At 69.0% G+C, this 19,304-nt stretch carries 20 protein-coding genes and 1 pseudogene; 9 read left to right on the forward strand and 12 right to left on the reverse strand.

The annotated features are described in order from the left end of the window. Nucleotides 1-65 precede the first annotated feature (65 nt). Both ACIHAR_RS29060 and aceE read left to right on the forward strand, forming a co-directional pair. A complete protein-coding gene (locus ACIHAR_RS29060) occupies nucleotides 66-551 on the forward strand; it encodes an Rrf2 family transcriptional regulator (RefSeq protein ID WP_365452774.1) in 486 nt (161 codons plus the stop codon). 116 nt (nucleotides 552-667) lie between these two features. Further along, on the forward strand, nucleotides 668-3,346 hold the full coding sequence (gene aceE / locus ACIHAR_RS29065) for a pyruvate dehydrogenase (acetyl-transferring), homodimeric type (RefSeq protein ID WP_400022549.1): 2,679 nt from the start codon (nucleotides 668-670) through the stop codon (nucleotides 3,344-3,346). 735 nt (nucleotides 3,347-4,081) lie between these two features. Here the strand turns inward: aceE and ACIHAR_RS29070 are convergent. After that, on the reverse strand, nucleotides 4,082-4,438 hold the full coding sequence (locus tag ACIHAR_RS29070; RefSeq protein ID WP_365452768.1) for a hypothetical protein: 357 nt from the start codon (nucleotides 4,436-4,438) through the stop codon (nucleotides 4,082-4,084). Between the two features lie 754 nt (nucleotides 4,439-5,192). Between ACIHAR_RS29070 and ACIHAR_RS29075 the strand changes: the two genes are divergently transcribed. Continuing rightward, complete coding sequence (locus ACIHAR_RS29075; protein ID WP_400022550.1) at nucleotides 5,193-5,480, forward strand: DUF4190 domain-containing protein; 288 nt, start codon at nucleotides 5,193-5,195, stop codon at nucleotides 5,478-5,480. A gap of 299 nt (nucleotides 5,481-5,779) precedes the next feature. Here the strand turns inward: ACIHAR_RS29075 and ACIHAR_RS29080 are convergent, their stop codons facing one another. Beyond that, on the reverse strand, nucleotides 5,780-6,241 hold the full coding sequence (locus ACIHAR_RS29080; RefSeq protein ID WP_400022551.1) for a VOC family protein: 462 nt from the start codon (nucleotides 6,239-6,241) through the stop codon (nucleotides 5,780-5,782). Nucleotide 6,242: 1 nt separating this feature from the next. Then, on the reverse strand, nucleotides 6,243-7,223 hold the full coding sequence (locus tag ACIHAR_RS29085) for a DUF5996 family protein (RefSeq protein WP_400022552.1): 981 nt from the start codon (nucleotides 7,221-7,223) through the stop codon (nucleotides 6,243-6,245). A gap of 430 nt (nucleotides 7,224-7,653) precedes the next feature. Between ACIHAR_RS29085 and ACIHAR_RS29090 the strand changes: the two genes are divergently transcribed. Then, nucleotides 7,654-7,932, forward strand: coding sequence for a DUF4253 domain-containing protein (locus ACIHAR_RS29090; protein ID WP_400022553.1), 279 nt, complete (start codon nucleotides 7,654-7,656; stop codon nucleotides 7,930-7,932). A gap of 384 nt (nucleotides 7,933-8,316) precedes the next feature. Here the strand turns inward: ACIHAR_RS29090 and ACIHAR_RS29095 are convergent, their stop codons facing one another. The 3 genes from ACIHAR_RS29095 to ACIHAR_RS29105 all read right to left on the reverse strand — a co-directional run bounded on the left by ACIHAR_RS29095 (nucleotide 8,317) and on the right by ACIHAR_RS29105 (nucleotide 12,717). Then, the gene (locus tag ACIHAR_RS29095) at nucleotides 8,317-8,673 is read right to left on the reverse strand and encodes a MarR family winged helix-turn-helix transcriptional regulator (protein ID WP_400022554.1); all 357 of its coding nucleotides are present in this window, start codon (nucleotides 8,671-8,673) and stop codon (nucleotides 8,317-8,319) included. A gap of 1,777 nt (nucleotides 8,674-10,450) precedes the next feature. Further along, nucleotides 10,451-12,328 carry a molecular chaperone DnaK gene (gene dnaK / locus ACIHAR_RS29100; protein ID WP_400022555.1) on the reverse strand — a complete coding sequence of 626 codons (1,878 nt, stop codon included), beginning with the start codon at nucleotides 12,326-12,328 and terminating at the stop codon, nucleotides 10,451-10,453. 38 nt (nucleotides 12,329-12,366) lie between these two features. After that, a complete protein-coding gene (locus tag ACIHAR_RS29105) occupies nucleotides 12,367-12,717 on the reverse strand; it encodes a J domain-containing protein (RefSeq protein ID WP_365465925.1) in 351 nt (116 codons plus the stop codon). Between the two features lie 424 nt (nucleotides 12,718-13,141). Here ACIHAR_RS29105 and ACIHAR_RS29110 point away from each other — a divergent pair, with 424 nt between their 5' ends. From ACIHAR_RS29110 to ACIHAR_RS29120, 3 genes are all read left to right on the forward strand, one after another. After that, on the forward strand, nucleotides 13,142-13,264 hold the full coding sequence (locus tag ACIHAR_RS29110) for a hypothetical protein (RefSeq protein WP_400022556.1): 123 nt from the start codon (nucleotides 13,142-13,144) through the stop codon (nucleotides 13,262-13,264). After that, nucleotides 13,261-13,644, forward strand: a complete 384-nt coding sequence (locus tag ACIHAR_RS29115; protein WP_365465922.1) for a hypothetical protein — start codon at nucleotides 13,261-13,263, stop codon at nucleotides 13,642-13,644. Before ACIHAR_RS29110 ends, ACIHAR_RS29115 begins: the two co-directional genes overlap by 4 nt. Nucleotides 13,645-13,818: 174 nt before the next feature. Continuing rightward, nucleotides 13,819-13,971, forward strand: a complete 153-nt coding sequence (locus ACIHAR_RS29120) for a hypothetical protein (protein ID WP_400022557.1) — start codon at nucleotides 13,819-13,821, stop codon at nucleotides 13,969-13,971. Between the two features lie 214 nt (nucleotides 13,972-14,185). On the opposite strand, the gene ACIHAR_RS29125 is transcribed toward ACIHAR_RS29120, so the two are convergent. From ACIHAR_RS29125 to ACIHAR_RS29135, 3 genes are all read right to left on the reverse strand, one after another. Beyond that, nucleotides 14,186-14,608 (reverse strand): Hsp20/alpha crystallin family protein, encoded by a 423-nt coding sequence (locus ACIHAR_RS29125; RefSeq protein ID WP_365465920.1) that lies wholly within the window; start codon nucleotides 14,606-14,608, stop codon nucleotides 14,186-14,188. Then, nucleotides 14,574-15,074: a hypothetical protein gene (locus ACIHAR_RS29130; RefSeq protein WP_400022558.1), complete on the reverse strand. Its 501-nt coding sequence runs from the start codon at nucleotides 15,072-15,074 to the stop codon at nucleotides 14,574-14,576. Before ACIHAR_RS29130 ends, ACIHAR_RS29125 begins: the two co-directional genes overlap by 35 nt. 87 nt (nucleotides 15,075-15,161) lie before the next feature. Next, nucleotides 15,162-15,752, reverse strand: a complete 591-nt coding sequence (locus ACIHAR_RS29135) for an HdeD family acid-resistance protein (protein ID WP_400022559.1) — start codon at nucleotides 15,750-15,752, stop codon at nucleotides 15,162-15,164. A 218-nt stretch (nucleotides 15,753-15,970) separates the two neighbouring features. Here ACIHAR_RS29135 and ACIHAR_RS29140 point away from each other — a divergent pair, with 218 nt between their 5' ends. Further along, on the forward strand, nucleotides 15,971-16,393 hold the full coding sequence (locus ACIHAR_RS29140; RefSeq protein ID WP_400022560.1) for an Hsp20/alpha crystallin family protein: 423 nt from the start codon (nucleotides 15,971-15,973) through the stop codon (nucleotides 16,391-16,393). A 32-nt stretch (nucleotides 16,394-16,425) separates the two neighbouring features. Continuing rightward, the gene (locus ACIHAR_RS29145) at nucleotides 16,426-16,626 is read left to right on the forward strand and encodes a hypothetical protein (protein WP_365465912.1); all 201 of its coding nucleotides are present in this window, start codon (nucleotides 16,426-16,428) and stop codon (nucleotides 16,624-16,626) included. Between the two features lie 223 nt (nucleotides 16,627-16,849). Here the strand turns inward: ACIHAR_RS29145 and ACIHAR_RS29150 are convergent. The 3 genes and pseudogenes from ACIHAR_RS29150 to ACIHAR_RS29160 all read right to left on the reverse strand — a co-directional run. Then, nucleotides 16,850-17,275: pseudogene (locus ACIHAR_RS29150) on the reverse strand (transposase); the annotation flags it as partial. Between the two features lie 150 nt (nucleotides 17,276-17,425). After that, nucleotides 17,426-18,262: a carbohydrate ABC transporter permease gene (locus tag ACIHAR_RS29155; protein WP_400022561.1), complete on the reverse strand. Its 837-nt coding sequence runs from the start codon at nucleotides 18,260-18,262 to the stop codon at nucleotides 17,426-17,428. After that, nucleotides 18,259-19,302: a carbohydrate ABC transporter permease gene (locus ACIHAR_RS29160; RefSeq protein WP_400022562.1), complete on the reverse strand. Its 1,044-nt coding sequence runs from the start codon at nucleotides 19,300-19,302 to the stop codon at nucleotides 18,259-18,261. The genes ACIHAR_RS29155 and ACIHAR_RS29160 overlap by 4 nt, the downstream gene beginning before the upstream one ends. Nucleotides 19,303-19,304 lie beyond the last annotated feature (2 nt).

Below are 19,304 nucleotides of genomic sequence, written 5' to 3' on the forward strand. Positions count from 1 at the left end.
CTGACGCCCCCCGAGGACACGGACGGTACTTTGCACGCGGGAAACTGGATGTGTAGTATCCAGGTATGCGAACCGGCAAGGGTGTGGAATGGGCGCTGCACACGCTGCTCAACCTGGCATGGCTGGGCGGCGGCGAGCCAGTGCCGACCGCGCAACTGGCCGCCGGGCACGACCTGTCACCGTCCTACCTGAACAAGCAACTGCAACAGCTCGTCAAGGCCGGACTGCTGGAATCCGTGCCCGGCGCGCGGGGCGGCTTCCGGCTGGCCAGACCGTTGGAGGCAGTGTCACTGCTGGACGTGGTCGTCGCCGTCGAGGGCGATGAGCCTCTCTTCCACTGTGCCGAGATCCGCCGCTGCGGGACCATCGGCGAGCGATGCCCGGACGCCACCTTTGCCCGGCCGTGCGCGGTGCGGACCGCCATGGGGAGGGCCGAGACGGCCTGGCGGAAGGCACTGGCCGAGCAGAGCCTCGCCGACATCCAGGCCACGACGGACGCGTACGTCCCCACCATGGCGAAGCGGGTTCGACAGGCCATCGGGGACGACTGATCCATTTCGCGCGCGGCCCTGCCGCGCGCCTTTCGCGAAGGTAATCCTGGATGAAATGTGTCCAGAAAAGATCCCGGGGGACGTTGCTGCCAGGAGTCAGGAGAGAGGCGATCACCATGATCGAGAACACCCGTGGTCCGAGCGAACTGGATCAGGTTCCCGACCGGGATCCCGAGGAGACTGCCGAGTGGGCAGCCTCCCTGGACGCCGTCGTCGCGGCAGCCGGGCCCCAGCGCGCCTCGTACCTCATGCGGCGCACCCTCGAGCATGCCGAGCGGGCCGGCCTGATCCTGCCGAGGTTCCTGGAGAGCGACTACGTCAACAGCATTCCCACGGCCGCGGAGCCGCTCTTCCCGGGTGACGAGGAGATGGAGCGGCGCATCACCGCGTGGAACCGCTGGAACGCGGCCGCGATGGTGACCCGCGGCAGCCGCTTCGGGCTCGGTGGGCACATAGCCACCTTCGCCTCCGCCGCATGGCTCTACGAGACCGGCTTCAACCACTTCTTCCGGGGCAAGGGCTCCGACGGCTCGGGCGACCAGCTCTTCCTCCAGGGCCACGCTTCCCCCGGCATCTACGCCCGCGCGTTCCTCGACGGCCGACTCACCGAAGACCACTTGGACCGCTTCCGGCAGGAACCGGGGAGCGGAGGCCTGCCCTCCTACCCGCACCCGCGCCGGCTCCCCTGGCTCTGGGAGTTCCCCACCGTCTCGATGGGCCTGGGCCCGCTGTCCGCGATCCACCAGGCACGCTTCAATCGCTACCTGCACCACCGCGGCATCAAGGACACCGGCCTCTCCCGCGTGTGGGCGTTCCTGGGGGACGGCGAGATGGACGAACCCGAGTCGACCGCGGCTCTGGCCCTCGCGGGACGCGAAGGACTGGACAACCTGACGTTCGTCGTCAACTGCAACCTGCAGCGACTCGACGGACCCGTACGCGCCAACTTCAAGATCGTCCAAGAGCTCGAGGCCCAATTCCGCGCGGCTGGCTGGAACGTCGTCAAGGCGCTCTGGGGCAGCGCTTGGGACGATTTGTTCACCCTGGACACCACCGGCGCGCTCGTACGCCGACTGCGCGAGGTGCCCGACGGGCAGCTCCAGACCTACGCGACAAGGGACGCGGCATACATCCGTCAGCACTTCTTCGGTGCCGACCCGGCCCTGATCGAGATGGCGAAGGTGCTGACCGACGCGCAGATCAGCGAATGCTTCCACACGTCCCGGGCCGGGCACGAACCGCGCAAGGTCTACGCCGCGTACCGTGCGGCGGTCAACCATCAGGGCGCGCCCACGGTCGTACTCGTCCAGACGGTCAAGGGCCACACGCTCGGCAGCGGGTTCGAGTCGCGCAACGCCAATCACCAGATGAAGAAGCTGACGGGCAGGGAGTTCCGCGCGCTGCGTGATCTGCTCGACCTGCCGATCTCGGACACCAGGCTGGACGACGAGCTGGTGCCGTACGCCCACCCGGGTCCCGGCTCGCCGGAAGTTCGCTATCTCCACGACCGCCGGGCGGCACTGGGTGGTCCCGCACCGGCCCGCACGTTCCATCCTGTGGCGCTGCCCACCCCGTCGGCCAAGCCCTTCGAGGCGCCGGCCTTGGGATCGGGGAACCAGGAGGTCGCGACGACCACGGCGCTCGTCCGCCTGGTCAAGGACCTGATGCGCGAGACTGACACCGGCAGGCGGTGGGTGCCGATCGTGCCGGACGAGGCCCGTACCTTCGGCATGGAGTCCTTCTTCCCCGCCTTCGGGATCTACTCGCCGGTCGGCCAGAACTACGAGCCCGTCGACCGTGACCAGCTGCTCTACTACAGGGAAGCCCGGGACGGCCAGGTCCTCAACGAAGGCATCACCGAGGCCGGCTCCATGGCCTCCTTCACGGCTGCCGCCACGTCCTACGCGACACACGGCGAGCCGATGATCCCCTTCTACATCTTCTACGCCATGTTCGGCTGGCAGCGCACGGCCGACCAGATGTGGGCACTGGCCGACCAGCTCGGCCGGGGGTTCCTGGTCGGAGCGACGGCCGGCCGCACCACCATGACCGGCGAAGGCCTGCAGCACGGTGACGGCCATTCCCACCTGATCGCTTCCACCAACCCGGCAGCCGTCGCCTACGACCCCGCCTTCGCGTACGAGATCGCGGTCATCGTTCGTGAAGGGCTGCGGCGCATGTACGGGGCGAAGCCGGAGGACGTCTTCTACTACCTCACCGTCTACAACGAGCCCAGGATCCAGCCGCCGATGCCGCGCGAGCCCGGCGTGGAAGACGCAATCCTCAAGGGGCTGTACCGCTTCCGGCAGGCCGAGAACCATCACTCGGCCGCGGACGTCCCGCGTCTCCAACTCCTTGCCTCGGGCACGGCCATCCACTGGGTACTGGAAGCCCAGCGGCTCCTTGCCGAGGACTGGGGCGTGGCGGCCGACGTGTGGTCCGCCACCTCATGGAGCGAGTTGCGACGTGAAGCGTTGGAGTGCGACGCCGCGTGGCTGCAGGGAGGCAAGCGGGTTCCGTACGTCACGCGTGCGCTGGCCGGCGCGCCTGGGCCCGTTCTCGCGGTCAGCGACTGGATGCGAACGGTGCCGGACCAGATCAGCCAGTGGGTGCCCCAGGAGTGGCATTCACTCGGCACCGACGGGTTTGGGCTGTCCGGCACCCGTGAAGCGGTACGGCGCCACTTCGGGGTCGACCCCCATTCAATCGTGGTCGCCGCCCTCTCAGCCCTCGCCCACAGTGGCACGATCGACGTACAGACCGTGCGGGAGGCCCGTGCGCGGTACGGGCGCTGAGCCCGCGGTCTCGGGCAGTGCGGCGCTGCGCGGTCCTCCCAACGACTGGGCCGGCACGGCTGGGTCGTGGAGCGAACCGTTGGCATGTCTTTCACATGCTGTTCCGGCACGGCCAGGACGGCGCTGCCTGTCGTTGTCAGGTCGAGGTGGTACGAGCGTCGACGGGTGTCTGGCCGAAGGTCGTCGTCGGGAAGCGTTTGAGCAGGGCCGCCGCGGCGATCTTCCGGGCCACCGTTTCCGGGGCACCCGATGTAGAGCGAGCCGCTATCGACCTCGGCGTCGTACCCCTCCCGGCGCGGCGCAGCGGCCGAGCCTCGCTGCGCACCCATTCGGTCCCGGATCCCCTTGTGGGGAGCGGAGAAGATCTCCTTCGCCCCCTCATCGGTGTTCGCGACGAAGCCTGCGCGAGACGCCGAGGACGTGATCGTCCGGTCCGGCCGGTCGGTGCTTCCCCCTTTTCGGCCGGTGGCGGCGGAAGTACCGGCGAGCGCGGACGATGGGGGAGTCGAGACCAGCCAGTCCATGTCGCCGGACGCATCCGCCTGCGCCCGGATCTGTTGCAAAGGCCCGGAAGCCCGCGCCGACAAGGGCGTAGCGACGGAAGCGGGTGTAGACCGACTTCAGGGCCCGTAACGTCCCGACAGGCACGCCAGATGCCCGTTCGGCTCTCGGTTCTCGGCGGCGTGCTGCGGGAGGCGGACTGCCGCGGGTCGGTGGTGCCGACCAGTTGCGCCTTTACTTCTCTTCCCGGCTGCCCTGCATGCGCAGCGCGAGTGTGCGCAGAAGATCGGCCGTTGAGATGTCGCTGCGGCCGGCGTCGTGGATGTCGGCGAGCTCCGTGAAAACGTAGCCGACGCCTGTGGTGAAGCGGACCATGAAATCGGCGAGTTCCTGGCTGACGGTCGCGGCGATCTCTTCCGGGGGCATGTCTGCCGGTACGGTAACTTTCGGCATGACTTCGTTGAGAAGTACGCCGACTGCTTCTGCTTGGGCGTCGTCGGTGTCCTCGTCCGTGCGGCCCCATTCCATGGCTGCGGTGAGGTAGCCAATGAGCCGGAGGATGATCTCGCGCTGCTGGTCTTCAGGGGCCATGGAGCGAGGTTAGGCGCAGAGCGCTGAGGGCGGGTGCACGTGCCACTCCGGGAGGCCGCGTATCAGCGATGCGGCCAGTAGACGGCGAAGGGATTGTCCGACGGTACCCCGCGGCGCTGACAGCCACGCCGCCGTTTGTGACGTAGGCGGTCGTGGCCGGCAGGCGACATTGCCGTTCAGCCGGCCTCATCCCCCTGGATGTCGGTGATCTCCACGGACACCTTCGTGCTCGCCGACGCGGTGCTGCGTGTAGTCCAGGCTCGTCTGGTTCGTCAGCTCGGCCGTTTCGATGACCGGGCGGGAATCGTTGCCGCGGATCTCGGTACACCGCGTCCGGGCCGTTGTTCCGGCTGTCACACAAGTAAGTCAGCTCCGGTTCGACGGTCATATTGCAGCTCGCCGCCCCGTAAGCGCTGCCGCTTGGTGGTGCGCAGTTCGATGGTGAAGTCGGCAGCGTCGAGGTCGGTGTACGTCGGCTCCGGTGCCGGCTCCTCCGCGGCGTTGGTAACGACGTCCTCGTCGGGGCGCTCGACGTGGCGTTGGTGGGCCGTCTGACGCCGACAAGCGCCCGGCCCTTTGTCGACAGCATGCGGAGCGGCCGGCACCTACAGCGCGTGCGGGAAGCCACAGGAGGAACTTCGCAGCTGAGGATCCACTGACATGGGAACGCCTCAATCGGGCATTCGAGCAAGCAAGTCGAACGTAGGGAGCGTCGGCCCGTTCGGTCCGTGCAACCGACACCTGGGAGTATCCAATGACGAGTTACGGCAGCCCCTCTGCCGCATCCTCCGGATCGCGCACCAATGGCCTGGCGATCGCGAGCCTCTGCTGCGGCATCGTCGGCCTCTTCATCCTGAACATCGTTCTCGGCCCCCTGGCCATCGTCTTCGGCGCGGTCGCCCGCCGCCAGGCGGCGGTCAAGAACGGCGCCGGAATGGCGAAGGCCGGCATCATCCTCGGCATCGTCGACGTGGTCCTCTGGCTCGTGCTCCTGGCCGTCGCCGCCAGCAACGGTGGGTTCAGCTGGTACGTGGGCGGCTAGCAGCCATCTGGACAGGCGTGGGCATGTGTGTGGCCACCGGCCGCGGGCCCATGCCCACAGGCGGCATGGGCCCGGACCCCGTCACCCGCGCCATCAAGCGCACTCCACCCGTTCGGGGTGCCGAGTGCACTGGACCGGGCGCTCGCGGTGCATTGGCCTAGCCTCCGTCGCCCCCCGCCGGCCCCGCCGGTCGCGCCGGCATCGCCATCGCCGACCCGGGCGGCTGGGCCCGCCCGCTCCATGCTCGGCTGCATGCAGAGCCACGACGGAGCGTGAGCAGGGAGGGCTGCAGGGCGCCCTCAGCCCGTGCCGGACCCCGCCGGCGGGTCGGCGTAGACGCCCCGCAGCATGCCGGTCGCCTGGCCGACCTCGATGAGATAGCCGTCCGGGTCCTGCATGTAGCACCGCAGTTCGGCCTTGCGGTCCAGGGGTTCGGTCAGGAACCGGGCGCCCTTCTCCTTCGCCCGGGCGTAGAACTCCGCAATGTCCGCGACGCGGATGTTCATGAATGCCGACATGGGGTCCCCCGGCTCGGGCGCGGTCAGGGTGATGTCGGGCTTGTCCGGGGTGGGGCCGCCACCGGGGTTCATGATGATCCAGCTGTTGGCGGCCTTCACGATGGCCGGGTTCTCCTCCAGCACCACCTCGCCCCCGAGGATGTCGGCGTAGAAGTCCCGCGAGCGGGCGACGTCGCGCACCGTCAGGAAGTGGGTCAGGAGCAGTCCCGTGTGCGGTGCCGGTAGATCGGGTCGGTTGGGCATGTCAACCGTCCTGGCCCTGTCGTCGGCGGTGGCGTGGCCGCTGCGGCGCCCACCGGTCGGGATCGTCCTCCAGTGCCGCCCTGTCCCACCGTCCGTGCACGGCGGCCGCCTCATAGGTTGTTTGCAGGAAGGACACGAGGGCCCGGTCGGGGTTGTCGGCGGTGCGGACCGCTTCGTACGGCAGGAGGAACTGGCCGTTGTCCTTGCTGTAGAACGCCTCACGCGGTGAAACCGGGTGATCGGCGAAGCCGTCGGGTTCGGGATAGGCGTAGGCGTAGAAGGCCCCCTCCTCGCCGCCGCCGGGCCAGAAGCCGCAGCTGCTCAGCTCTTTGGAGTAGCCCTCCTTCATCACCCAGTCGCCGCAGTTCGGCGCGCCGCCCGGGTGGGGCGGTGCCGCCCTGCCGGAGAAGCGGGTGCAGGCCAGGTCCATCGCGCCCCAGAAGAAGTGCACCGGGCTGACCTTGCCGACGTAGAACGAACGGAACTCGCCCAGCGCCCGGTCCGCCTGCAGCAACTGCCGCCAGAACAGGTGCACGGCTTTGGGGTCGTACGTGTCGTGCCGGTAGTCCTCGGCGAAGGGAATGGCCTCTTCGACCTCGTTCGGCGACGGCTGGATCCTCGTCGGAATCCCGAGTTCGCGGAGCGCCTGCATCGTCTCGTGGTAGAAGTCCGCCACCGGCTTGGGCTCCAGCGCCACGGTGCGGACGCCACCGTCGCTGGCGCGAACGACCAGCCGGTGGTCGACGAAGTCGAACTCGATGTCGAAGACGCCCGACCGGCAGGGGATCGCGGATGTCGTCAGACCGCGAGGGCTCACGTACGAGGTGACCTGCCACCAGTGGTTGAGCAGCGGAGCGTGTGCCAGCCTGATCTTGCCGACGATCTGCATCCACATGTGCAGCGTGTTCCGCGTGGCGGTCCAGTCGGCCACCCGCAGGGCGGGCCATGCGCTCCGCGCGCCCGCTTCGCTTTCCCCCGTCATACCGCCTCCCTCCGCCATGACGGAGCGATGCCGACAACACTGCCACCACGGGAGACACCGGGCAACCGCGCGGCGCGCTGCCGTCGGGCGGCCGGTGGTGGCAGGTGGGCGTGTTCGGAATCGGCTACTCCCGGCGGGGCGTGTTTGGGCCCGGCAAATCCCGGCGGGACCGACTCCGGGCAGCTCCAGGGGGCGTCTCGAGGCCGGCACATGAAGGGGGCGGAGGAAACGGGCCCGCAAGGGCACCGCGCCGCCAACCACCAAGCCCGGACGCCGAGCGACCCTTCGCCGACGACACCGAGCACGCGCACACGTACTGGATCGCCCTGTCGCAGGTCACCCCGTGGAGCCGAGGCCCTGGCGACCGCCGGTTGGACCGGACCTTTGAACCACGACAACGACCCCCACGTACTGCGCCGTCGTCCGCGACTTGGCAGACCGCTTCGGCGCACGCATTGTCGGCGTCGGCTTCGCCACCCTCCACCTCAGCGTTGCCGCACCACCGAGCCGTCTCGAGGACGCCCTGATCATCGCCGCCGAACACTTCGCCTTCTGCCCCGACAACATCTGGCAGGGCGCCCACCCCCACCTGGTCACTTACGCCGAGCACCTGATCTTCCTGAACTGCTGGGAGGATCGAATCGGCATTTCCGGCCGAGGCAGCCGCAACCCCTTGAGCCGTGTACGGAGACGACGCTCGTGGCGCTGATGTGTCGGTCTCGCAGCCGGAGGCGAGGTCGTAGCGGAGAGAGCCCCTCCAGCCGCTCCACCGGCATCACCAGCTAGGCCAGCTGAACTGGCCCCTACGACCGTCCGAACCACTGGCGGATCCGACCATTCCGGCACGTGCTGCGGGAACGGCCACCCTCCTGATCGAGAGAACACGACGTTGTCGCCCCGCATGGCGCGTCGGGGACTCACACACCGCCACCCGTTCTTTGCCGACGGTCGGCGTTCGGGAGGACTCCTCCAACTATCGGACGCGTGAGGCGCGTGGTGAGCCTCCGGTGACTCCTGCGTCTCACGGGCGGCACGCTACTCTGCCCAGGGTTCGAATCCGGTGTGGAGGATGGCGTCGAGAGACGCGCGCAGCTCAGCCGCCTCGTCGACGCCGAAGTTCTTCTCGAAGCGAGTCTGCACCTCCCGCCGCAGGGGGCAGCGCCTCCTTCAGCCGGGCGGCGCCCTCCGGAGTGATGGCGGCGACCCGCGCCCGACGGTCGGTTGCCGATGTCTCGACCGTGACCAGCCCTTCCCGAGCGAGCGGCTTGAGATGGGATGCCATCGTCGTCCGGTCCATGGCGATCAGGTCCGCGAGGTGGGAGATCGTAACTTCTCCCTCGGAGTGCAGCTTCTGCAGAGTGCTGAACTGCGTCGACCTCAGCCCGACAGGGGCCAGGGCTTTGTCGTAGGTCGCGCCGAGATAGACGGGAGGGCCTGACCTGTTCGGCACGACAGTGGCTGCGGGCGCCGGGCCGAGCCGGTGTGGCGACTCAAGCCCCGGGCCGTGTTCAGGTCCGGTCGAGGATGCCCCTCAACTTCTGCGTGTCAGATGATGTGCAAGAAGCACCCCAGCGCCACCACACCGGCGGTCGCGATCGACGTCAGCTTGACGATGAACCTCGGGGACTTCAACGGCGAACCTCTTTCGGGAAAGCGTCGTGAAGCCGAACTTCACAGCGCATGACGTGCGTAGGGGTGCCGCAACGCACTCGCTTCCGGCTGTTGGAGCCGTCGACTCGGTCGGCGCGGCGCCCGCGGGTCACAGGCCGCCCATACGTATGAGCCACCAGTCAGGGTTGTAGGCGCCGCTGACCGCATCGTGGCGCGTGGCCGGCCGCTCTTCCGTGGTGTCCTCCAGTCGGATGGGCTCTGGAAGCTTCGAGAATCGTAGGCTGCGTTGGAGCTGAGCCGCATCGACAGATTCGGGTTCTTGTCCCATGTCAACGTCTCCTTGGGCTGTCAGCTATGTGTCGAATGGCGGTCGCCGAGCCGAACCCGGCGACCGCGGGGGCGCGCAGGTTGCGCTGAGTTGCTATTGCACCGGCATGACCAGCGGACTCACGGAAGCAGTGGTCATTTCAGGTCTTCTTTCCCGCCGGGAGGATGATGGCAGCTTCACACACCGCCGGTAACCTGTCAAGACGGTGACGTGACGGTCGGGTGCTGGTACACCCCGGTGGCGGCGACTCCTGACGGCCGACCGAAACGGAGGATCGCCTGCGGGGTCGGTGAGGCTCGGCGGCCCTGTCGCGGAAGGGTGGCGACTTCGTCACCGCTTGACCTCGAACTCGTCACGATTGACATCGACCACGTCACGTTCGCCTGGTCGCCCGACGGTCGGACACGCCGCGTCATCGGCAGGAGCGCAGTACATGTCGCTCGCTTCGGAGCACGCACGGTCCCCTCTCGGCGCGACACTCCGTCCTGGCCGCCGATGTCGGAATCGCCGGCGGAACCAGTGACTACGTCCCGGCTCAGTGACGTATGAATGCGGTGCCTGCCGGGCCTGCAGGAGGGGGCGGCGAACAGCAGTCGACGCCCCGCCAGCCGTGCCATCGCTCCGCAGGGAAGGGAAGGCCTCACTTCTTCGGCTGCCAGGTGTCGAGGCTCTCACAAGGCGGACAGACACCAGCAGTCTCTTCTGGCCCGGCTGCTGCTGCGGGGCCGGCGGGCGGGCCGCACACAGCACCCCGGTATCCGTCGGCGGGCCCCGAGCGGTCGGGCCGGGGGAGCAGGCGCGGACAGGAGCTGCCGTGCGTCCGGTGCTGCCCCCGGTATGGCGGCGGCCCGCGCGGCGCCGCCCGCAGGGCCCGCCGCAGGATTGCCCGGGACGGCGCCGGGCCGGGGCGCCTCAGTGTCCCGAGCCCGGATGCCCGCTCCTGCCTCCCGGCTGGCTCCGGCGGCAGTCCGCGCCCTGGCCGGGCCATAGGGCAAGCGGGGTGTCACGCCGGGCGCGCCGCAGCCAGCGCCCTGGCCGGGCCACAGGGCAAGCGGGTATCAGCGTGCCGGGCGCGGCTCCGTTGGCGCACGCCCGGTCCCAAAGCGTCCAGGACCGGCAGCAGCGCCCGGAGCACACTGGCCACGGCGATCTCGCGTAAGGCCAGGCGGTCCCGCCGGATGCGCTTGCGGGTTGCCGTACCCGGCCTTCACCCGCTGCTGGTCGGCGGTCCCCTCGTCCAGTAGATGCCGCGACTGCTGCACCTCGGTGTTCTGCGGCCCGTTCCCGGTCATCGGCGTCCGGCCTCCGGCTTGTCGTCGACGATCTCGGCATCCACCACCTCGTCCTCGGACCCGCCGGTCGCAGTGCTGCCCGCGGTCCCGGCGCCGCCCGGGGCCGATGCCTGCTCGGCCCGCGACTTCTCATACAGGGCCGTGCCGATCTTCTGCGCGGCCTGGGCGGTGCGGTCGATCGCCTGCCGGATCGCCGCCGTGTCGGTGGACTCGTTCTTCAGCGTCTCCTTGAGGTCGTTCAGTGCCGCCTCGGTCTCGTTCTTCGCCTCCGCGGGGATCTTGTCGGTGTTGTCCTTGAGCAGCTTCTCGGTGGAGTAGACGAGCTGCTCGCCCTGGTTGCGGGTTTCCGCGGTCTCACGGCGACGGCGGTCCTCCTCGGCGTGCTGTTCGGCCTCGCGGACCATGCGGTCGATGTCGTCCTTGGGCAGCGCGGAGCCGCCGGTGACGGTCATCTTCTGCTCCTTGCCGGTGCCGAGGTCCTTGGCGGAGACGTGCATGATGCCGTTGGCGTCGATGTCGAAGGTGACCTCGATCTGCGGCACCCCGCGGGGCGCGGGCGCGATGCCGGTCAGCTCGAAGCTGCCGAGCTTCTTGTTGTACGCGGCGATCTCCCGCTCGCCTTGGTAGACCTGGATCGTCACCGACGGTTGGTTGTCCTCGGCGGTGGTGAAGATCTCCGAACGGCGGGTCGGGATGGTGGTGTTGCGCTCGATCAGCTTGGTCATGATGCCGCCCTTGGTCTCGATGCCCAGGGACAGCGGGGTGACGTCGAGGAGCAGGACGTCCTTGACCTCGCCCTTGAGGACACCGGCCTGCAGCGAGGCGCCGACGGCCACTACCTCGTCGGGGTTGACGCCCTTGTGCGGGTCCTTGCCGGTCAGTTCCTTCACCAGCTCCGTGACGGCCGGCATCCGGGTCGAGCCGCCTACCAGGACCACATGGTCGATGTCGGAGACCTTGATCGCGGCGTCCTTGATCGCGTTGTGGAACGGTCCCTTGCACCGCTCCAGCAGGTCACTGGTCAGCTGCTCGAACTGGGCACGGGTCAGCTTCTCGTCCAGGTGCAGCGGGCCTTCCGAGGAGGCCGTGATGTAGGGCAGGTTGATCGTCGTCTCGGACGAGGAGGACAGCTCGATCTTCGCCTTCTCGGCGGCCTCCCGCAGCCGCTGCACGGCCATCTTGTCCTTGCCGAGGTCGACGCCGTAATGGTTCTTGAACTGCGTGACCAGGTGGTCGACGATCCGCTGGTCCCAGTCGTCACCGCCGAGGTGCGTGTCGCCGTTGGTGGCCTTGACCTCGATGACGCCCTCGCCCATCTCCAGCAGCGACACGTCGAAGGTGCCGCCGCCCAGGTCGAAGACGAGCACCGTCTGGTCGTTCTCCTTGTCCAGCCCGTACGCCAGCGCCGCGGCAGTCGGCTCGTTGATGATGCGCAGCACGTTCAGGCCCGCGATCTCACCGGCTTCCTTGGTCGCCTGACGCTGGGCGTCGTCGAAGTACGCGGGCACGGTGATCACCGCGTCGGTGACGTCCTCGCCCAGGTACGCCTCCGCGTCCCGCTTCAGCTTCTGCAGCACGCGCGCGGAGATCTCCTGCGCGGTGTACCGCTTGCCGTCGATGCTGCCGTGCTCGGGGAAGCGCCAGGAATGGTTGCCCACGTGCCGCTTCACGGAGCGCGCGGTGCGCTCCACGTTCGTCACGGCCTGCCGCTTGGCCACTTCGCCGACCAGCACCTCGCCGTTCTTGGCGAACGCCACGACCGACGGGGTCGTGCGCGCACCCTCCGTGTTGGTGATGACGGTGGGCTCGCCGCCCTCGAGGACAGAGACCACCGAGTTCGTCGTCCCCAGGTCGACACCGACTGCACGTGCCATCTGAGCTCTCCTTCCTCGTCGTCACCTGGTCCTTGTTCTCACCTGCCGGGCTTCCACCGGACGGGGCCCGCGCGCAGCGGCGGCTCCGGGCGGACGGCCCCGAGCACCACGACGTAGCGCCGCGCACGCACGGGCGCGGCCGAGGCATCTTCCCTACCGGGCTCCGGCTCGTAGGTCTGGTCGTAGGCCACCCGCAGGACCGGATCACGCAGCGTCTCGTACGCCTCCCTCACCTCCACGAACCGCTCGGCGGTGACCGCGTCCACGCGGGTGTCCGGGCGCAGTTCCTTCACCCGGGACCGGAAGGCGGAGGTGACCTCTTCCGCAGTCGCCGAGGGCTTCACCCCGAGCACCGCGTACAGGTCCGGCTCCCGCTTCCACGCCGACATGCCGGTCACCTCCTTGCCTGCCGCCAGCTGGTCTCTCGCCAGCTTGCTTACATCACTGAAATAAAACTTGAGTCTTGCCTTGTCAAGATTTGTCGGGTATAGGGGGTTGTCGGGGGTTGGTGGCAGGTCTTGGGCGGGCAGGACAGCAGGAATCGAGGTGAAAACCGGTGGCTGAGTTCCGTGCATCGCACAGGGAGAACGGCTGGAGCGTGACGGAGGTCGAGAGGGCTTTGGACACGGCTACGGCCCACGCACTGTGCGGCCTCGTGACCCAGGCAGCACAGCGCCGCCAGGCCCTTCACCTGATCGTGGACCTGCCCGAAGCGTCGGTCAGGACGCCGCAGGGATCAGTGTCCTGTCGTCCCAGCGCCCTCTGCTGGGCGAGGGCTGTGCGGAACTGCGGCTGGTGTGCCCCGAAGGACGGGTGAAGCGAGCCCTCACCGCCGTCGGGCTCGCCCTGGTCCTGCCCGCGTATTCCTCCCTCGACGCGGCCCTCGCCGAGCCGCGGACCATTCCCGCCGACCGGACAGGAGGTGCAGTGCCGTGATCACGGAACTTGCTGTCGAGCGTGTCGAGTTCACCTGCGGCTGGTGCTGGCACCGCTGGAGCGTCGACTACGACGTCCAGCGCTACCGCGACGCCCTGGATGCCGAGTGGGAGTACTTCTACCGCGACAACCTGCCGGTGCCCTCCCCCTACACCCCAGAAGGAGCGCCGCCCTGCGAACACTGCGGCCGGCGCTGGGTCGGGCGCCTGGTGGCGCGCCGCCCGGTGCCGTTGTCCGGCGCCGCCGAAGCACCTCGCAGCCGCGTCCCGGCTGAAGGGAGCCATCGGCCGGAGAGGCACACTGCGCCGATGCTGCACGCTGCCGCTCACCCGCAGCCCGGAACGCCGGCTCCTGACCCGTCGACGAAGCCGTACGGATGATCCGCCCGCTCAGCCGGCGTGCGCGAGCCGCCAGCACGGCCCCGCGCGCCGGCGGGCGTCGGCCACACGGCACTGAAATCGACGAGGGTGGTGTGAGCTGCGGCATTGCCGTCCGCGCCCACCGGCCTTCACCATGGCCTGAATCGCAGCGCAGACCAGGGAAAGCGGCTACTCATGGGCGATCATGTGCACGTGCGGCTCAGCCAAGGGCTGAGCGTGTCACAAGACGGCGAACTGATCGAGCACTCCCGCTGCCGATGCGGAGCCACCTTCACCAAGGCCTTCAACGCCGACGACGGAGAGCCGGAAGGCCGGGCCCGCTCCTGACCTGTGTCACCGCGCCGCGGCTGAGAAGAGCCCGACTGTTCCCAGGCCCTGACAGCCCGATTGCGCGCCCCGGAACGGCCCTCGGTCCACCGCTGCTGGCGAGCTCGGGACTTGGCGCACTGGTCGCCGCGCCCTCGCCTCCCAGGGGCTGGCTGTCCCTGAAGTGGGCGAGGCCCCGGGCACGCCCGGGGCCTGAGATCGTGGTTCTGCTGGGTCAGCTGCCCAGTTCCTTGCGGTCGCTGCCGCCGCTGATGGCGATCTTGCGGGGCTTGGCCTGCTCGGCGACCGGGATCCGGAGCTTCAGCACGCCCGCGTCGTAGGAGGCTTCGATGTTCTCGGTGTCGAGGGTCTCGCCGAGGAACAGCTGGCGGCTGAACGTCCCCGCGGGCCGCTCGGTGACCACCGTTTCGGTGCCTTCGCCGTACGGCGGCTTGCGCTCGGCCTTCACCGTCAGGACGTTGCGCTCGACATCGAGGTCGATGGACTCCGGGTCCACGCCCGGCAGGTCCAGCTCCACGAAGAAGCTCTCAGCCTCGCGCCAGGCATCCATCGGCATGCCCGCCGGGTGAGCGGCCGTGCCCCATACCCGCTCGACGAGCCGGTCAAGCTCGCGGAAGGGATCCGTACGCATCAGCATTTTCATCCCTCCTTGACGTTGTCCCCGCGTCCTTCGCTTCTCTTTCTGATATACAACGCAGCCGGAAAGTTGACAAGCCCAGACTCAACCTGTCATCGGCGCTCTTGGCGGCCACCTCCCGCAGCCACGCAGCGGCAGCGTCCGGGTCGTCAGCGGACAAAGCCAGCCGGGCGTAGAGCGCGTCGCGACCGACGGAGGTCGAGATCACGAGCACTGGACCCTGCGCCCGCAGGGCGACGAAGTCCCGCCCGCGGGCGTGCTCCAGCTCACCCACGCACCAGCGCCCCGGACGGAAGCGGTAGCGGTGCCCCGGGCGTGGGCGCACCGCCCGCCACCAGTGGGGCTCGATGCCTACCTCGTCCACGAACTTCAGGGGCAGGCGTACGGTGCGGCGGCGCGCCGCGAGCGCCCACCGCCACGGCAGCCGCACCACCAGATCGCCGTCGTCGATGTGCAGCCGTGTCATCGGGCACCCGCCTTCCGACCATGCTCTGGGCGCGACCGCGGACCTCGCCGGTCCGCGGTCGCGGGAGTCAGGGAGTGAGGGCAGCGGTCAGTGGGCCACGCGCGCGCCGGACGGCGGCCGCGATGTCCACGACCGGGAGTGGTGGGCGTGTGTGCGGTACTCCCGCCAGGCCGCGCTGAGCCAGATGCCGCCGGCGATCAGCGCGTACACGCCCAGGACCAGCGCGATGTCCATCGCCCCGGCATAGGGCCGCAGCCACAGCAGCACACCCGCCGCCACCGACACCGCGGCGGAGGCCCTCCACCACCAGGCGTACCGCAGCTCATGCCGCATCCGCGTGGCGACCCACAACTCCAAGCAGCCCGTCACGATGGCCCAGGCGCCCGCCATTACCAAAAGCACCAGGGCCGTCGGGCCCGGCCACAGGGCGGTCATCGCACCGGCCGCGATGCCCAGCGCACCGGCCGCCGCCGCACAGACCACCGCGGGCCGGAGCTCACCCCGGTGCCGCCACGCCGCACCCAGGAGCACCGCACCGTCGGCCAGCGCGTACGTACCGAACGCCCGGGCCAGGGCCAGCACCGTCACCTGCGGCCACACAAGCGTGAGCCCCCCGAACAGCACAGCGATGGCGCCGCGGGCGCCCAGCACCCAGATCGTCCTCCTGCTCTCAGTCACCAGCGACCTCCCTTCCAGCCGTCCGGTGCGCCGACTGAGAGCACATCGGCGCACCCGACCGTTCACTGCACGAGATAGAACTTGAGCCGGTCCCTGTCAAGTTCACCTAGTGGGAGATTGTCAAAGAACTGCTGTCCGGTATACGAAAGGAGTGGTACTCATCGCGGGTCGGGCCGTACTGCCGACGGCCGCCGACCAGAGAAGTGGAGGGAGAAGACATGCTTGCCCGCACCGGCGCACTCGGGGATCTCGACCGGCTCGTGCACCATCTCGCGCAGACCGCCACCGTGACCGGCAGTGTCATTCCCGCGGACGCCTGGCGCGACGACGAGGCGCTCTACCTGCAGTTCGACCTGCCCGGCATGGATCGCTCCAGCATCGAGGTGGCCACGGAGCGAGACACCCTGACGCTGACCGCCGAACGGCCCTCCCCGATTCCGGCCGGGGCCCGGCCTCTGCTCACCGAGCGGCCCACCGGCCGGTTCACCCGCCAACTGACCCTGTCCGACGCTCTGGACACCACGGCCGCCGAGGCGTCGTACGACAACGGCGTCCTCACCCTGCGCATCCCACTGGCCGCACACGCCAAGCCCCGCAAGATCGCCATCTCCGGCGGCGTGCCCAGGCAGCTCACGGACTGAGAGGCCGCCCGACCCGCCACACCATTCGACCAATGACCAAGGAGGTACTGATCGTGGGCGCCCTGCTGTGGCTGCTCATCCCCATGACCGCGGGCATCGCCGCCAGCGTCTGGGCCTGGGGGAGCGGACGTCGCAACCCCAGCCCGCCCGACCACGACACCTGGGAAGACCTCGACCGCTACCAGCGACTGCGGACCGTCCTGACCAGCAACGAACACTGCAAGGCGGCATAACAGGCGCCCGCCAGCCGGTGATTCCAAGGCCGCGCTGTCTCCACTCGGGCGTGCCGTTCGGGGAACTGGACTGCACGCCCGCGTGGGTCGCGGCGCCGGGCTCCCTGCCGTGGCCGGCTTGGAGCCGTGGTTGCGTTACTTCGCCACGCAGAACTGGCAGAAGGCCGTTCTCGACAAGACGCGGCCGGGGAGTTCGTCCGCAAGCACTTCGATGCGATGGTCTTCACCGCGCTCGCGGAGGAACTGCGCACGGGCGACGTGGCCGTGGTGGGCGCGGGGGAGTACGCGGACTGGTCCACGCAGTTGATGGCCCGAGGTGGATCACGGCTTCGGGGCGGGCGGGCAGGGGCTCGTAGCCGCGGGCCAGGCGACGGCGGAACATCAGCCACCCGTAGGTCCGCTCCACGGTCCAGCGCTTGTGACCGGGGTGAATAGCCTGTTCATGGTGCTGCGTTGATTGATTGTCAAGTCGATGCCGAGGGTGGCGGCGTGCTCGACGAGGTGCTGTCGGTAGCCGCCGTCCACCCAGACTTTGCGGATCGTGGGGGTGGGCGGCGGCGACCTGGTCGACCAGGTGCGTGCCGGCGACGGCGTCCTGCACGCTCGCGGCCGTGACCAGCACCGCGAGAAGCAGTCCGAAGGTGTCGGTGGAAGGACGACAGCATGCCGTCGGCAGACCCGACCTGGTGGAAGTCGTACCGGGGCCGCCTGGAGCGGGTGGCCCGGGAGGCCGGCCGGGGCGCGTGACCTGCGGCCGGCGTCACCGACGGGACCTCGCGGGACCGCGGGGCCGGTGCCGTCAGCCCTTCACCGCACCCGAGGTGAGGCCCTGGACGATGTGGCGGCTGGCGAAGGCGAACAGAATCATCGTGGGCGCGATGGTGAGCACGGCCGCCGCCGACATCGACCCCCAGTCGATGTTGAAGCTGGAGATGAAGCCGTTCAGGGCCGTCGGCACCGTCTTGTTGCCGTCGCTGTTCATCAGCGTCACCGACAGGAACAATTCGTTCCAGCAGTTGACGAAGTTGAAGATGAACGCGGCCACGATCCCGGGGCGCATCACCGGCAGCAGCACCCGCACCAGCGCCCCGAACCGGGACAGCCCGTCGATCATCGCGGCCTCTTCGAGGGCGTCCGGGACGTTCTCGAAGAAGCCGCGCAGCATCACCGTGCAGAACGGCACGCACACCGCGATGTAGACCAGGACGAGCCCGAGGCGGTTGTCGACCAGACGCAGGTCGGTCATGAGCAGGTACAGCGGCCCCAGCGCGATGAAGGACGGGATCATCTGGGTGACGAGGGCCGCCATCAGCAGCGCGGACTTGGTGCGGAACTCGAAGCGCGCCAGCACGTACGCCGACAGCGTGGCGATCGCCGTGGCCACCGCGCCCGCGACGGTCGCGACGACCAGGCTGTTGACGAGGTACGTCCCGAAGTCGGCCTTCCCGAACAGCCCTCGGTAGTTCTCCAGCGAGAACCGCTCGGGCCAGTAGGCGATCGGGAAGGAGAAGATGTCGCCGGGCGCCTTCAGCGACGTGACGGCGATCCAGTAGAGGGGGAAGACGGAGAAGAGCAGCCAGAGGCCCAGGAACGTGAACTTGGTGGCCCGCCCTGCCGTGGTTTCCTTGCCGATCATGCCCGCACCCCTCGCTCTCCGGCGCTCCGCCGGCCCGCGCCCGGGCCGCCGACGGCCTGCCTCTCCCGCGTGGCCAGCAGGAAGAACACCGCGAACACCAGCAGGACCGCGACCACCAGCAGGCCCAGCGCGGACGCCTTGCCGTAGTCGCCCTGCTGCGTGATCTTGATCATCCAGGTCGTCACGATGTGCGTCTCGTCGTTCGGCCCGCCCCCGGTCATGCCGAAGATCAGGTCGGGGAAGTTGAAGATCCAGATGACCCGCAGCAGCACGGTGAGCGCCAGCGTGGTGCGGATGTACGGGATGGTGACCTGGAACAGCGTGCGCGCCTTGCCTGCGCCGTCCAGCGCCGCCGCCTCGTACAGCTCGTCGGGGACCGACTGCAGCGCGGCCAGGATCATGATCGCGAAGAAGGTGACGCCGTACCAGACGTTGGCGATCAGCACGGCGATCATCGCCGTTTGCGGGTCGGCCAGCCAGGCGATCGGCTCGTCGATCAGCCCGGTCCGCTGCAGCAGGTCGTTGACGACGCCGAACTCGCTGTTGAACAGCCAGCGGAACAGGATGCCGATGAGGAATCCGGAAATCGCCCAGGGGAAGAAGATCAGCGCCTGGTAGAAGCCGCGGAAGCGGAACCGGCGGCGCAACCACAGCGCGATCGCGAACCCGATCACCAACTGGGGCACGATCGAACCGGCCACCCAGAGCAGGGTGTTGCCGGCCACCGTGCCCCAGGCGGGGTCGGTGAAGACGTCACGGAAGTTCTTCAGGCCCACCCACGACGTGTCGGTCAGGTCCGACAGGTTCCAGTTCCGGAAGGCCATCTGGCTTCCGGCGATCATCGGGTAGTACGTGAAGATCGCCACGAAGACCGCGGCCGGCGCCATGAACGCGGCGACGACCAGGCCGCGCCGGGTGGTGAACTCCCGCCTGCGGCGGCCCCCTGCCGCATCCGGGCGCGGGGCGCCCCCCGAGCGGGAGGGCGGCGCCGGCGACTTCGAGGGGGCGGTGGCCGGGGATCCGGTGGAAGCGGCGGACATGG

The sequence above is a fragment of the Streptomyces sp. NPDC052016 genome (assembly GCF_044548445.1).
Taxonomy (GTDB): Bacteria; Actinomycetota; Actinomycetes; order Streptomycetales; family Streptomycetaceae; genus Streptomyces.

Bases quoted from the DNA above. Each gene is read 5' to 3' on its own strand.
- ACIHAR_RS29075 (WP_400022550.1), top strand. From the start codon at position 5,193: ATGACGAGTTACGGCAGCCCCTCTGCCGCATCCTCCGGATCGCGCACC.
- dnaK (WP_400022555.1), bottom strand. From the start codon at position 12,328: ATGGCACGTGCAGTCGGTGTCGACCTGGGGACGACGAACTCGGTGGTC.
- ACIHAR_RS29155 (WP_400022561.1), bottom strand. From the start codon at position 18,262: ATGATCGGCAAGGAAACCACGGCAGGGCGGGCCACCAAGTTCACGTTC.
- ACIHAR_RS29140 (WP_400022560.1), top strand. From the start codon at position 15,971: ATGCTTGCCCGCACCGGCGCACTCGGGGATCTCGACCGGCTCGTGCAC.
- ACIHAR_RS29145 (WP_365465912.1), top strand. From the start codon at position 16,426: ATGACCAAGGAGGTACTGATCGTGGGCGCCCTGCTGTGGCTGCTCATC.
- ACIHAR_RS29070 (WP_365452768.1), bottom strand. From the start codon at position 4,438: ATGGCCCCTGAAGACCAGCAGCGCGAGATCATCCTCCGGCTCATTGGC.
- ACIHAR_RS29130 (WP_400022558.1), bottom strand. From the start codon at position 15,074: ATGACACGGCTGCACATCGACGACGGCGATCTGGTGGTGCGGCTGCCG.
- ACIHAR_RS29120 (WP_400022557.1), top strand. From the start codon at position 13,819: ATGGGCGATCATGTGCACGTGCGGCTCAGCCAAGGGCTGAGCGTGTCA.
- ACIHAR_RS29080 (WP_400022551.1), bottom strand. From the start codon at position 6,241: ATGCCCAACCGACCCGATCTACCGGCACCGCACACGGGACTGCTCCTG.
- aceE (WP_400022549.1), top strand. From the start codon at position 668: ATGATCGAGAACACCCGTGGTCCGAGCGAACTGGATCAGGTTCCCGAC.
- ACIHAR_RS29105 (WP_365465925.1), bottom strand. From the start codon at position 12,717: ATGTCGGCGTGGAAGCGGGAGCCGGACCTGTACGCGGTGCTCGGGGTG.
- ACIHAR_RS29125 (WP_365465920.1), bottom strand. From the start codon at position 14,608: ATGCTGATGCGTACGGATCCCTTCCGCGAGCTTGACCGGCTCGTCGAG.
- ACIHAR_RS29160 (WP_400022562.1), bottom strand. From the start codon at position 19,302: ATGTCCGCCGCTTCCACCGGATCCCCGGCCACCGCCCCCTCGAAGTCG.
- ACIHAR_RS29085 (WP_400022552.1), bottom strand. From the start codon at position 7,223: ATGACGGGGGAAAGCGAAGCGGGCGCGCGGAGCGCATGGCCCGCCCTG.
- ACIHAR_RS29060 (WP_365452774.1), top strand. From the start codon at position 66: ATGCGAACCGGCAAGGGTGTGGAATGGGCGCTGCACACGCTGCTCAAC.